Origin of the sequence: Candidatus Cardinium sp. cBcalN2 (genome assembly GCF_022810445.1) — a bacterium.
GTDB lineage: Bacteria > Bacteroidota > Bacteroidia > Cytophagales > Amoebophilaceae > Cardinium.
In genome coordinates this window covers 1-14,029 of the sequence record NZ_JAACGD010000009.1, presented here as the reverse complement: position 1 = coordinate 14,029, position 14,029 = coordinate 1, and the positions used below count along the sequence as shown (strand labels likewise).

Genomic DNA, 14,029 nt, shown 5'->3' with positions numbered 1-14,029 from the left:
TTCAGCGCAGTGGCAAAGGCTATGTAGAAAAAGCAAAAATGCCCCTTGTAAAATAGTTGCGATCAGCAAGCAGCCCTTACAGCTGAAATAGAAAAACAACCTGTTTGAAGCCCGCGAAGCGGGCGAGTTCTGTTTTTCCAAGTGTAAGCTGAGCTTTCAGCAGTTTTTTGCACAGGGCTTGATTTTTTGCTTACTTTCTTATCAAGAAAAAAGTAAGAAGAAAATACTTATAATCAAATAAAAAAAAATAAGTTGACGCTATTGCGTGAACAGATACCTATAAGTAGCTTTTTGTAAGCAGTCTATTATATCGTATGCATACCTTCAAATTGTAACCTACACATATTGGCATAAAGAGGACTTGTTTTTAAAAGCATCTCATGGGATCCATTGGCGATTATTTTACCATTATTGAATACCAGCACCCGATCCATTGCAGCCAAAACCGTCAATCTATGTGCAATCACAATAGTTGTCTTATCATGCATAATCGTAGAGAGGCTTTCTTGAATTTCCGTTTCTGTAATAGCATCTAGCGCAGAAGTGGCTTCATCTAATATTAAAATAGGTGCGTCTTTTAATACAGCGCGTGCAATCGCTATACGTTGGCGTTGCCCACCTGAAAGCTTTGAGCCTCTTTCACCAACCAAAGTAGCGTACCCTTCTGGTAACCCCATAATAAAATCATGGCACTTTGCTTTTTTCGCAGAGGCGATTACTTCGTGATCTGTTGCTTCTTTACGGCCATAACGGATGTTTGCTAAAATGCTATCATGAAAAAGGGTTGTATCTTGTGGTATGAGGGAAATAGCAGCACGCAATGATTCTTGTGTAACAGTTGATATATCTTGACCATCAATTGTAATAATACCATGGCTCAAATCAAAAAACCTAAGCAACAAATTAACAAAAGTAGTTTTACCACTACCAGATAAGCCTACTAAGCCTACTTTTTCCCTGGGTGCTATGGAAATATTTTGATCTTCAAATATAGGTTTACCTGGTATATAAGCAAAAGAAACATCCTTAAAAACAATAGCGGCTGATTGACATGTAAGTGTAGAAGCAGCTGGTGCATCTAACACAGCATGTCGCTTTTTTAATAATTTTAAAGCTTGTTGACAATAGCCAATTTCTTCAAAGAAATCAGGAAACTCTGCTACAGATACCCAAACTAAATTGCAAATATTACTGCTGGCATAAAAAATATAGGTCACTTCAGAAATAGATAGTTTGCCAAGTTGCCAGTAGTAGATCATATAAGAGAGCATCCCTATGCCCATAAAGCTAATGGACAGGCCACTAATGATAAAATGCAGATGCATAATACGTTTTAGCGCTTTTTCATGTGCTAATTTTTCTGCTGCTTGTGGAGCCAATAAATGGGCTGTTTCTTGGTTTTTTTTGGCAAAAAGTTTAATGCTTAAGATATTGGTAAATCCATCTACAATACTCCCAGACAAACGGCTTCCTTTTTCTGCATGTAAAGCTACAGCATAGCTACACTTCTTTGAATAAAAAAAGTAAGTAGCTGTATGCAATACAAGCCAAGCCATTAATATCCCACCAAAAGTAGGTTGTATATAGGCAAAGGAAAACACACCTGCCAACATGGTGCAGAATGTAGGTAAAAATGACGAAATGATAATCATCATCACTTGACTGATGCCATCCGTTAAATCGTTGACCCGTTTTACTAAGTCACCAGAAAAATGTTCTGTAAAGAACTGGTAGGAATGTCCCTGCAAATAGTGCACAATCCAAGTTCGTATTTTTACTTCAAAAGCAGGAATAGTTTTGACTTTCATGTAATCAAATAGACGAAATAAAAGATCTATAAGCGTGATTACACTTAATAAAGCGATAAAAGGGAAGCCGATCTTGACCCAAGCATCTCTTCTATTGTCTGCTAATGCTGTAAGTCGTGTGACGAGTATCTTAAAGGCGTAGGGGACGACTAAATTGTCCAGTACAAAGCACATGCGAAAACAAGTCATGGCAATGAAATTCCATTTGAGTTGACTGGCAAAATGTAAGATAAAGGTTTTTAGATTGTTAGTAATGGGTTGCATCTGCGCAAATTGTAAAAAATAGCTATTTATTTGATTTGGAAAAAGATTATGTTTCAAAAGGTTTTTGGGTTGATTAATAAAGATAGGCTATGAAGCCATGTAAAAAGTGAAGTTACTTTTTACGTGGACCATTTTACTCTGTACAAGTAGTTTGCTAAAGAAGCCTATTATATAGCCTTAAGTAGATAGGTAAATATTAAAACGGAGAAGCAACCCAGGCAACTGCTTATGATAGATCCATAACCCTTACATAATGGTAATCTAGTCAATCAATTAAAGCAAATATTTATCTAGTAATGCTTGTATTTGGATGATTGGTACGTTGCCAACCAAACGATCTACCTGTTGGCCATTCTGAAAAAATAACATAGTAGGTATCGTGCTAATCGAATACCTAGCAGGTACTTGGCTATTTTCACTGATATTAAGCTTACTAATAAATGCCTTACCCTTATACAGGACAGCAACCTGTTCTATAACAGGCGCAAGCTGTAGGCAAGGTCCACACCAAGGGGCCCAAAAATCTACTAAAACAAGTTTATGCTGGTTGATTACATCATCAAACTCTGCGTCTGTAATTTCTACAATATTGTCATCCATAAGTTAAAAATAGTTTCATAACACGGTCTGCCCGGAACCCGGAAGGTTGATTTTATATATTCTACAAAAGAATTTAAATAATTCTTATGCGATGTACAAAGATACATAAGGAAGCGGAATAGACAATAGATTTTTTTCTAAACACTGCTGATGCTAGTAATTTATAATTGAATCTACTGATTAAAATCTTCACACATCTAGCAAGCTGTCTAAACATAGAATCGGGATTTTATTATCCTGATAAATATTCCATTGACCAATATTATATTGTTTGTTTTTTTTATAAAAAAAACCAAATTGCATAAACACTTTTATAAGTTTTAGTATTCTATAGTATGCATGACTTTAATCCATTATCTAATCATTTATATTTATCCAATTATCTAAAAAATTTATTGTGAATAAGTGTTTTATTTGTTATCGCTTATTGCATCCTGTACTGGGTCAGGCCATAGCGTCAACTTAACGTGAATACTGTATTGATTATACTATTTAAAAGTATAAGTTTTAGACGTTTCCGTTCACCCAATGGCGTCAACTTAAGGAATTTTTAATTATTTTTATTTGGTTATAAGGCTTTTTTATCTTACTTTTTTCTTGATAAAAAAGTAGCTTTAAAAAATTCATTTTTTAACAGTGTCAGGAACAGATACGTTTTAAACTTGCTTTTTTGTTTATTATTTTTTGGTTTACTTTCCTTTTTTGCATTTCATGCATTAATTGTAAAAAAAATTTTTTAGGCTATTCAGTTTCTTTATCAAGCAATCTAGCGTTTTAGTAAAATTTAGTTTTTGAACCATGTTTTTCATTTACTATCTGCTAAATTCATGTATAAAAGGCTTGTAACCAAAGGCCATCTTAAGATGTATAAACACAGACATAAAAAAAAGTTTTTTGTAAGTATTAATGTAGTTGAACGTTCAGTCTGCAGCTTTTTTATCTTAAAACTGAATAGTGCCTCGCGTACGTTACCATAGGTCTGTATGCATACCATGGATTAATTTTTGGCCATCTTTTGTAGATATATATTATCATTTTTCTAATTTTTTTAAAGATATGAAGCATTCTTATAAAGTGATTTTATACTTGGCTATCCTAGCCAATATGCGTTGTACATGTGAAACACGCAAAATAGGTCAGAAATCTGCTAATCCTCTTAAGCAAGAACAAAAAGCCAATCATTCTACCGAAATATCGGACGAAAAAAACAATAAGTCTAAGAACCCCATAGCCACTACAGCACATAGCTACGAAGCAATATGGCAACAATGGTTGAACAAAGACAACCAAATTGCCCACATAAAAACTGCCATAAATAGCATTATAAAGAGCATGGGACTGTTAGAAGAAGAACAAACTAAAATGTATAATGAATTTTATGCCACACGATTAAATAGTGATGATAAGGTTAAACCCCTGATCGACGAACTTTTGGCTTATAGGCAACAACTTAAGTATTTGTGCGATCAATGGCCTGATTCGAAAAAAAAGGATTTTTGCGATTTAATTTCCAAGCAAGAAAATCCTAAAATACTAAAAAGCCTGTTGTTACTAGCCACGGATGATGAGAAAAAGATACAGCAGCTTCATGGTGATCATATAAAGAAAAAGAACGAACTGGTTATCAATTTTATAAAAAATTCCGAAATAGTAGAAAAAATGCCTAAGCAGTTCCAAGAAGCTGTGCTAAAAGTCATCAAAGATAATGACAAAAAGGCTTTAGAAAAAACACTTGCTGAAAGGTTTGAAGCCATATTTGATAAGCTGAATCACAAAAAACAAGTAATTAAAAGGATAAAAGAATTCTTACAAAGCACGCAGTTATCAGAATATGAGCAAAAAGCAGTATCTACTTCTTGCGAAGAACGACTAAACCATGAGCCTGTAGACGAAACTATGAAACCTTTGATAGAGCTTTTGGATACTTATATCGAGCAGATAAAAAAATACTGCCTTGAATTGCCTGCTAAACAAGGAGGGGACTTGGCTGATGAACATGAAAAAAACCAGGGGAACATTGTAAATCAATTTTTTGAATTTGCTCCAAATGATGCAAAGAAAAATCTGGCAAACATTGCGATTCAACATAGGCAAAAATGTCAACCACTTGTTATTGATTGCGTACAAAAAATTGTGGAAACAATGTCCTATACATTCCAAAAACCCATAGAAGAGGGTATTGAAGAATACAAAAAACTGATAAAAGAAAAGATAGATAGACTACGAAAGTATTAGATGTCATGGTTTTGCTAGTTCACAGGGTATGGTGTTCCCAACCGATTATCAAACATAAATAATTTTCATATTTGCGCTTAGGACGTGTTTGTGTGTATGTGCTCAAGGCTATGTGTTGCTAGGAAAAAAGCCTCTTGTAAAATAGTTACGATCAGCAATCACCCCTTATAGCTGATCATAAAAACAGCTTGTTTGAACCCGCCTGCCAGGTGACTGCTGTTTTTCTAGCTGTAAGAGGTGGTTTATACAACTTTTTACACAGGGCTTGATTTTTTGCTTACTTTTTGATCAAGCAAAAAGTAAGCAAAAATACCTTATTGGCCATTGTGCTGCTAAGCAACTAGAGTTAATCAAGTTTTTAGGTATAACTCATATATCTATGATATAGCCTGTCTCCGTGGATGGAAGCTGAATAGACACGTTTGTGTTGCATAAAAACGCACTATACCTTCCATGCTATTTCAAACACTTTTTTTGTCGCCTCATCTACCTTAAAGCGCTCATCTATTCTATGACCTATTACCCATATGATTTGATCATTACTAGTGACCACGCATACTTCTCCTTTCATGGCCATGGGTATTTTAAGGTCAATTAATAGATCGCTTATCTTTTTACGGCCTTTCATGCCAATCGGATAAAAAAAATCTCCAGCTTGCCATGGACGTATAATCAAAGGAAATGTTAACCTATGGTAATCCAATGCGGCTATCGATGCTTTATTCTGTAATATATATGCTTGGCTGTTGCAGATTTGAAAATGTAAAGTATGGTTACCATATGTTATTGATCGTGTCATGGCCGTAACTACTTTTTTTTCCCATACGCATAGGCTTTTTTCTTTTATCAACCAGTTTTTTCTATCTATGTATAGCGTATAATCGGTGGAATGGATCATCTTGCCACTGCTAATAGGATCTGTTATAAGCTTTTGGATTTGTTTAAAGGTAAAGCCATAAGGACGTAATAGCTCAAAAGCTACTGTAGCAGCCCATGGCTGATCAATGATTTGGTGAATGGCTAGGTAATGGATGCCTGCTTTACAAACGCTTATCTTTTTTTTAATCTCAGAGATATGCGCATCAAAAAAAGTGCCTATCTCTCTTAGTTTTGTAGCGGTTTCTTGGGTAGTTGTCTCAAAATTTGGATTGATGTGATGTAGCAGAGGGATCACTTGATTGCGAATAAAATTTCTTTGATAATGGTTGTATGTATTAGAGCTATCTTCGTGCCAATGCAACTCTTTTTGTTGCGCGTAAGCTATGATTTCTTTTTTTCTAGCAAAAAGCAGTGGGCGTATGACCTGGCTATCTATAGGGCGCTGGTGATATTCGACTACTAATGAGGATTTGGGTATAGTTTTCGCCGTAGGCCTAATAGGCGCAATACCGCATAAACCCTTAATACTTGTGCCTTTAATCAAGTTGAGCAGTATGGTTTCAATGGAATCATCCCAATGATGTGCCGTAGCTATGTGCTGCCATCCGTATTGTTGTAACAGTTGGTCAAAAAATTGGTAACGCAGGCTTCTGGCTGCCATTTGTATCGAAACCTTGTGATTACAAGCAAAATCTTTCGTTGCAAATCGAGTGGTATAAAAAGGCACCTGATAGGATCCAGCTAACTCTTTTACAAATGCGCTTGTCGCTTCTGCTTCTGCACCGCGTAAATTGAAATTACAATGGGCGATGGCAAAAGGCAACTTTGCTTTTTTAAAAAGATAAGCCAGTACCACGGAATCTACCCCACCACTTACCGCTAAAAGGGTAGTTTGCTGCCTATCTACGATCAGCTGTTCGTGTGCTAGAAAGGCTAAAAAAGAGGCTAACATGGCGTTAAAGTTAGAGGCTTAACCATTATAGTTGCTAAATTATATGTAACTTTATTTAAAGTTAAGCAATATGCATCTGATCAGCTAAATATTAACTATTCAAGCTAGTATGAAATGCTTTTTAATTCGTTATATTAAACCATATGGCAGAGTTCATTAGGATGCCTAAAATGAGTGATACCATGCAGCATGGTATCATAAGCCGCTGGATAAAGCAGGTTGGCGATAGGGTAGTGGCCGGTGATATACTTGCTGAAATAGATACTGATAAAGCTACTATGGAGTTAGAAGCTTTCGAGGAAGGTACGCTGCTCTATATAGGTGTAGCAGAACAATCAGCAGCACAAATCAATGATATTATTGCTATTATAGGAGCGCCTGGGGAGGATATTACTGCCTTGCTTGCCGCTACTAATGCTGCTACTAATGATAAGGTTGCCCCTATGGCCAAGGATCTAGATCCCCTATCTGTTCAGCCGCCCGCTAGGGTTAACCAACCAGCAACTCCTGCCACTGATACGCAGTCTAGTCTCTCTTTAGACAGGGTTTTGGCTTCCCCTTTGGCTAAAAAAATAGCACAAGAAAAAGGGTATGATATTAGACAAATTGAAGGCTCTGGTGAGGCAGGACGGGTTGTTAAGAAAGATGTAATCCATTTTATTCCGGGTAGATTAGACCCAGCTTTGATCAATACCGCCTTATCCCAATCATCTCATCAAGACCTGCCGATTTCTGCTATGCGCCAGACCATAGCACAAGTGCTCACAGAGAGTAAAATGCATATTCCTCATTTTTATTTAACGGTTAGCATCAATATGACTAAAATCGTTGCCTTCCGTGCAGAGCTGAACCAACATGCATCGGCAAAAATTTCTATCAATGATCTCATCATTAAGGCCGCTGCTTTGGCGCTTACCGAGCATCCAAAAATAAATTCTTCCTGGTTAAATGATAAGATTAGAAGCTACCGAGACGTCCATATAGGCGTAGCCGTAGCCGTTGAAGATGGTTTGGTTGTTCCTGTTGTCCGTTTTGTAGATAGAAAACCACTTGTAGCCATCAGTAAAGAGTTCAAAATGCTACATGAGCAGGCGCAACGAAAAAAACTAACAGCCCAAGATTATACAGGTGCTACTTTTACCATTTCTAATTTAGGCATGTTCGGTATCGAATCCTTTACCGCTATTATTAACCCACCAGCGGCTTGTATTCTAGCTGTTGGTGCCCTTCAACAACTACCTATTGTTCAAGATAATCAAATTGTTATTGCAGATAGACTACAGCTTACCTTATCATGTGACCATCGTGTCGTAGATGGTGCGGTAGGTGCCTTATTTTTATCCACCTTAAAAAAAATGTTGGAAGAGCCTTTGAGTCTTTTGTTATAAAACGTATCCATCTAACCTATCGTAACACCTTATGACCCTAATAAAATCCACCACTGTTTTAGCGATTATTCATAATGGATCAGTAGTTATTGGTGCAGATGGCCAAGCTACATTTGGCCATACCGTTGCCAAAAGTAATGTTAAAAAGGTAAGAAAGCTTTTTGGGGGTAACATATTAGCTGGTTTTGCAGGTTCTACGGCTGATGCTTTTACCTTATTAGAACGATTTGAAGAAAAACTCCAAAGCTATCATGGTAATATGAAACGATCTGCCATTGAATTGGCCAAAGATTGGCGTACAGATCGTATCCTGAAACGGTTAGAAGCTATGCTAGTAGTGGCCAGTCGAGAAGGATTATTAATGCTTACCGGAGCCGGTGATGTTTTAGAACCAGATTATCCCTTAGCAGCTATTGGATCAGGAAGTATGTATGCCCAATCTGCTGCCATGGCTCTGATCAAGCATGCGCCTCATTTAACCGCTATGCAGATGGTCCAAGAAAGCTTAACCATAACAGCTGATATCTGTATCTATACCAACCATAATTTTGTCTTTGAAGCATTAGACCTCTTGTAAAACCTTACTTCTAATCGCTATTTTGGTGTTGAGCTTTGTCTATGTTACTCCAATACATTTAGTATTTTGCTGTGATTTACTTATGTTTCTCCTAAAAATGGCTCGTTACAAAAAATTTTTGCCAGCAGTCTGTTGTAAGATGTGGATAATCTATAAAAAATAGGCTGACCTTATAAGCTTACAAAGAATGGATCAACAAAAAAGTTTGCATACAGCTGCTATTGTATTTGATTATTTTACGGACCTTTCATCTACTCAAATAGCACTTTTTAACCGTTTACATGCTATTTATGCCTCTTGGAATGCAAAGATAAATCTTATATCTCGTAAAGATATCGATCATTTGTATCTCCATCATGTCTTGCATTCATTAGCGATTGCTAAAGCGACGACTTTTTGCGCCCATACTAAGATTTTAGATTTTGGCACAGGAGGGGGATTTCCGGGTATTCCCTTGGCGATTATGTTTCCAGAAGTGGAGTTTCATTTAGTCGATGCTACCGCAAAAAAAATAAAAGCAGTAGAAGCCATTATTACCACTCTTGGGTTAACAAATATTAAGGTTTCCTGTGTAAGAGGGGAAGCGTTAGCAGAAACCTATGATTTTATAGTGGGTAGGGGGGTGACCAATCTCAAGCTGTTCTATAACTGGGTAAAAGATAAACTCTCTCAGGAGCAAAAAAATAGGCTGCCTAATGGTATACTCTATCTGAAGGGAAAGCCAACAGAAAGCTTGCCGCTATCTATGGATCTGTATCCCTTAGATAGCTTCTTTAAAGAGGCTTTTTTTAAAGAGAAATATTTGGTACATGCCTACAGGATATAACCTAACGCTTGTGTATGTAAAATTTTAATTATAGATTATAATCAGCATTTAAGTTATAAAAACTTGCAGAAAGTATTTCAACTAACGTTAACATAACTTAGAGATATGCTAGCTCATTTACAATCGATAAAATCGAGGTCTAATAGTAGTATATGCCTCCTCTTTTCACTCAGTGCTATGGTTATATCCAGTTGCACTCGAAGCCTTAGGCATGGTATGATGAATCCTATTTCAAGTATATCAGATAACAAAGATCCTTATATAAACCTTAGAACCCTGTTGCAATTACCATATGGTCAAATTGTAGATTTTTTTAAAAAACAAAGGCTTCAACCAGAAGGTAGTTCAGAACAACACACATATTCATATCGTAGAGTGCTTATCAGCATATTGCAAGCAAATATCAAAGATGTACAAAAGGTAAAATTACTAAGCGCTTTGTGTACGATTCATCCTTTATGCTTAAGAAAATCTTCAGGTCAGAATATTGCTGATGATATGCAAATAATTCCTGATCAAGTAATTACATTATTACTCGAAATTCCAGAAAAAGAAAAAAGTTATGATTATAATCATGTAGAAGAAATAATATATGCATTAGGAGAATGTGATGAAAATATAATTGATTACAATAAACAAGATAAAGATGGAGCAAATTTTTCTATGAAAATAGCCCGTTCTGGAAACAAATTATTATTGCTTTCTTTTAAAGGTACTTTCATGATAGATTATAGTGCCGTGGACAACGCTGACAAAAACATAATATTTTACGCAATAGATAGTGGTGATCCAGCCATGGTAGATGAAGTATTAGATGATGCTGAACGAGGTTTGTTCGAAGAAGTAGCAGGAGTATTAGATGAGCTAAGCGATATCGATAGCCATGATTATAAAAGCTCATATCCAGTCGATCAAATAGCTGATTCTGGTCACTGTCCAATAACTTATGCGGTAGCTAACCATCTCCAAGAAATAGCTGATCGCATGGTTCATAGTTTAATAGGCTATGGCGCAAATATTAATACCGCTTTTCAACAAGCAGTAGAGTTAACGCGTAAGGTATCTCGTATACAATTAGTTTTGAATCCAGATCCTGAAAAAGCGTTCAATCTAGCCATAAAACATGCGCTCTCTTCTCAAAAACTTCTTATCCCACTAATTAAAATTGTGGCAGAGATGATCAATAATAGGTCTATAGCCTCGTTTAAGTTCAAACAAAAGCAACAGACAATCAATTTGATCAATGCAATAGCCAAAAACTGTAATTGCACTCAGGAATTAAACATTATAACAAGTTCTCAACAATCTTCTCTTAACCAAGAATAAATAATTATAGTAACCTGTATTTTTGTAGCCGTTAAGCGCAGTGGCAAAGCTACGTAGAAAAAGCAAAAACGCCCCTTGTAAAATAGTTACGACTAAAAAGCACCCCTTACAGCTGAAATAGAAAAACAGCCTGTTAGCAGCCCGCGTAGCGGGCAAGCTCTGTTTTTCCAGCTCTAAGGGGTGATTCCAGCAACTTTTTACTCGGCGCTTGTTTTACCAATGTCGTGAATAAATACAATTCCTTGATAGAAGGCTGGTAGCCAGAGGCCATGCTAAAGGTGTATCACAGCCGCAGTAAAATAGATTTTCCTTAAGTTGACGCCATTGCTTGAACAGATACGTCCTGTAATAGCTCTGGAATAACCACCCCTTCTGCATTGAGTTCCTTGAGTAAGACCTTACAAAGTCTATTCGCTAATGCTGGTTGATAGGGGAGCTGTACACGAATGTAATTTTCTGTAAAACCTTCCATAACCTTATCATCTGTTCCATATTCAAATAAAACGGTAGCCGTCTGACCTAAATGTTGGTTGTAAAAATAGGTCAATTTTTTTTCTGAGAGTATGCGTAGCATTCTAGCACGTCTGACACGTTCTTTTTGAGGTACTACACCAGGCATACTAGCCGCTTTTGTATGGTCTCTTTCTGAATAAGGAAAAACATGTATATAGGCAATAGCTAGTTCATTTAAAAAATGATAGGTTTCTAAAAAATCTTCTTCTGTTTCACCTGGAAAGCCAACCAATACATCTACCCCTATGCAACAAGAGGGCATTTGTTCCTTTATCTTTGTTACACGTTCTTGATAGAGTGCGGTTAAATATCGGCGGCGCATTAATTTTAAAATCTTATCGCTACCAGATTGTAAAGGAATATGAAAGTGAGGTACAAAGCGTTTAGATTTGGCAACAAAATCTATAATCTCGCCACGGAGTAAGTTGGGTTCAATAGAGGAAATGCGAAAACGCTCTATCCCTTCTACTTTATCTAAAGCTTGAATAAGTTCAAAAAAACTGGTTTGCCGTTTGTTATCAACCATACCAAAATCACCTAGGTTGACGCCAGTCAACACAATTTCCTTGACTTTTTTATGAGCGATGGTCCGGGCTTGCGCCACTACTTCTGGAATGGTAGCGCTTCTGCTAGGGCCTCTGGCCAGTGGTATAGTACAAAAAGAGCATGCATAGCTACAACCATCTTGGACTTTTAGAAAAGTTCTGGTGCGATCGCCTATAGAGTAGGAAGGGGAGAAGGTTAGCTTTTCTTTAATAGAAGTAACCTGTATGGTTGCCGATTCGTCCAATTTTTTTTTATGCCAATCAGTAATCCAGTCCAGCAGCTTGAATTTTTCATGTGTGCCGAATATGGCATCCACACCTGGTATGGCAGCAATCTCTTCTGGTTTAAGTTGTGCATAGCAACCTATCACGATTACAAAGGCCTCTGGTACCATTTTTAAGGCTTCTCTAACAATTTTGGCACACTTATGGTCTGCATTTTCTGTTACGGAACAAGTGTTTAGGACAAACACATGAGGACGTTGTGCCAATGTTACGCTAACAAATCCCGCTTCTGTAAATAATCGACCAATTGCAGAGGTTTCAGAAAAATTTAATTTACAGCCTAAAGTATGGAAAGCAACTTTTTTCATTTTTTTAAAGCTTTAGGCTGCAATTTAGCAAAGTTTGCTTAAAAAACGGTAGGCAAGTATAAGCAGATCTGGTAAACTGGCTTTTCCTAATCCCAAAGCAATAACCAAGGTAATAAAGTAGACGATTGATATCAAACCCATTCATTAGGGCATGGTATCAGCTTTGTGTACTACATCTTCACGCTTTATTGCAACGGACTGGGCAGGTTCTTGCTTTTGGTAAGTAAGCTTTACGACAGTTCTCAATTGATATTTACCTTGTTTCATGAATAAAGCAGCTAAATCTTTATAACCCCTTCGTATGGCCATATGCAAAGGGGTATTCCCCCTGTTATTTTTTTCATTTAAAAGAATTTTAGGCTGTTGCATTAATAGAACAGCTAAGTCTTTATAACCCCTGCATATGGCTATATGCAAAGAGGTATTCCCCCTGTTATTTTTCTCATTTAAAAGAATTTTAGGCTGTTGCATCAATAGAACAGCTAAATCTTTATAACCCTTTCGTATGGCCATATGCAAAGGGGTATTGCCTCTGTTATTTTTCTCATTTAAAGGAATTTTAGGCTGTTGCATCAATAAGACAGCTAAATCTTTATAACCCTTTCGTATGGCCATATGCAAAGGGGTATTGCCAGTATTTGGATCACTAGCAGTAACGTTTAGCCCTTTACTGAAAGACCTAATTAATAAAATCCGAGCCATTGCTTCAGCTTTTTTAGCATTTTTATCTTTAAGGGCTAAGATAAGTGAGGTTGCCTTTTTACTTGTTTTGTTAATGTCAATGGCTGAGTGTTTGCTTAAGCCTCGAAGCATTTTTTCATTACCTCGTTTTATAGCTTTACAAAGTGCTGTTTTGGCATCTAATATTGAATTCAAAAACATTTTTTTATACTGATCATGGAAAAGATCACTATACTTGAACCAATTTTGTACCTCCCTAAGATTTCCTTCAACTACATCTTGATGAAAATACCTTACAGCCCTATAAAATACCTCTTGATTAAAATACTTTATAGTCGTATAAAGCGGTGTTGGTGTAACATCTATACCTTTATCAGTCAGGTGCTTACTTATTGCAAATAGTTTATTGGAATGCTTTAAGCATCCTATTTCTAGCAATAATGAAAACAAAATTAGCATTGATCTAAAACCATGGAGCGGCAAATAAAGCTGTTTCATATCTTTGTATTGTTTTAGTGTTGTATATCATTTAATCAGTTTTAAATTTTTACGCTCCTATACCATCATATGGTTAATGATTTGGTGCTTGGTCAAGTTATATTTACTTACTATTTGTTTTATAACAAATTTTTGATTATATAAATAATTTAAAATAAAAACAAGTTTTTAAAAATTTATATTGGTTACCGACTTTGGTAAAAAAGGATTTTTATCCCCCTTTTTGCTTGATCAAAAAGGGGGATAAAAATCAAGCCCTCTGTAAAAAGTTTAGGCAATCATTTATTAGAGCTGGAAAAACAGAACTCGCCCGCTGTGCGGGCTTCACACAAAACTGTTTTTCT

At 36.4% G+C, this 14,029-nt stretch carries 10 protein-coding genes; 5 read left to right on the top strand and 5 right to left on the bottom strand.

Going from position 1 to position 14,029, the window contains the following annotated elements:
• Nucleotides 1–305: 305 nt before the first annotated feature.
• Together MUW74_RS00335 and trxA are read right to left on the bottom strand one after the other, a co-directional pair.
• The gene (locus MUW74_RS00335) at nt 306–2,129 is read right to left on the bottom strand and encodes an ABC transporter ATP-binding protein (RefSeq protein ID WP_243553004.1); all 1,824 of its coding nucleotides are present in this window, start codon (nt 2,127–2,129) and stop codon (nt 306–308) included.
• A gap of 216 nt (nt 2,130–2,345) precedes the next feature.
• Nucleotides 2,346–2,672: a thioredoxin gene (trxA, locus tag MUW74_RS00330; RefSeq protein WP_243517249.1), complete on the bottom strand. Its 327-nt coding sequence runs from the start codon at nt 2,670–2,672 to the stop codon at nt 2,346–2,348.
• Between the two features lie 1,056 nt (nt 2,673–3,728).
• Here trxA and MUW74_RS00325 point away from each other — a divergent pair.
• Complete coding sequence (locus tag MUW74_RS00325) at nt 3,729–4,907, top strand: hypothetical protein (protein ID WP_243517493.1); 1,179 nt, start codon at nt 3,729–3,731, stop codon at nt 4,905–4,907.
• A gap of 442 nt (nt 4,908–5,349) precedes the next feature.
• On the opposite strand, the gene tilS is transcribed toward MUW74_RS00325, so the two are convergent.
• Nucleotides 5,350–6,738 (bottom strand): tRNA lysidine(34) synthetase TilS, encoded by a 1,389-nt coding sequence (tilS, locus tag MUW74_RS00320; RefSeq protein ID WP_243517495.1) that lies wholly within the window; start codon nt 6,736–6,738, stop codon nt 5,350–5,352.
• Nucleotides 6,739–6,881: 143 nt separating this feature from the next.
• Here tilS and MUW74_RS00315 point away from each other — a divergent pair, with 143 nt between their 5' ends.
• The 4 genes from MUW74_RS00315 to MUW74_RS00300 all read left to right on the top strand — a co-directional run bounded on the left by MUW74_RS00315 (nt 6,882) and on the right by MUW74_RS00300 (nt 10,855).
• Nucleotides 6,882–8,126 carry a pyruvate dehydrogenase complex dihydrolipoamide acetyltransferase gene (locus MUW74_RS00315; protein WP_243517497.1) on the top strand — a complete coding sequence of 415 codons (1,245 nt, stop codon included), beginning with the start codon at nt 6,882–6,884 and terminating at the stop codon, nt 8,124–8,126.
• A 31-nt stretch (nt 8,127–8,157) separates the two neighbouring features.
• Complete coding sequence (gene hslV, locus MUW74_RS00310; RefSeq protein ID WP_243517500.1) at nt 8,158–8,703, top strand: ATP-dependent protease subunit HslV; 546 nt, start codon at nt 8,158–8,160, stop codon at nt 8,701–8,703.
• 187 nt (nt 8,704–8,890) lie between these two features.
• Complete coding sequence (gene rsmG, locus MUW74_RS00305) at nt 8,891–9,529, top strand: 16S rRNA (guanine(527)-N(7))-methyltransferase RsmG (protein WP_243517503.1); 639 nt, start codon at nt 8,891–8,893, stop codon at nt 9,527–9,529.
• 219 nt (nt 9,530–9,748) lie between these two features.
• Nucleotides 9,749–10,855: a hypothetical protein gene (locus MUW74_RS00300; protein WP_243553003.1), complete on the top strand. Its 1,107-nt coding sequence runs from the start codon at nt 9,749–9,751 to the stop codon at nt 10,853–10,855.
• Between the two features lie 310 nt (nt 10,856–11,165).
• Here the strand turns inward: MUW74_RS00300 and mtaB are convergent, their stop codons facing one another.
• Both mtaB and MUW74_RS00290 read right to left on the bottom strand, forming a co-directional pair.
• A complete protein-coding gene (gene mtaB, locus MUW74_RS00295) occupies nt 11,166–12,506 on the bottom strand; it encodes a tRNA (N(6)-L-threonylcarbamoyladenosine(37)-C(2))-methylthiotransferase MtaB (RefSeq protein WP_243517489.1) in 1,341 nt (446 codons plus the stop codon).
• A 144-nt stretch (nt 12,507–12,650) separates the two neighbouring features.
• A complete protein-coding gene (locus tag MUW74_RS00290) occupies nt 12,651–13,685 on the bottom strand; it encodes an ankyrin repeat domain-containing protein (protein ID WP_243517491.1) in 1,035 nt (344 codons plus the stop codon).
• Nucleotides 13,686–14,029: the final 344 nt, after the last annotated feature.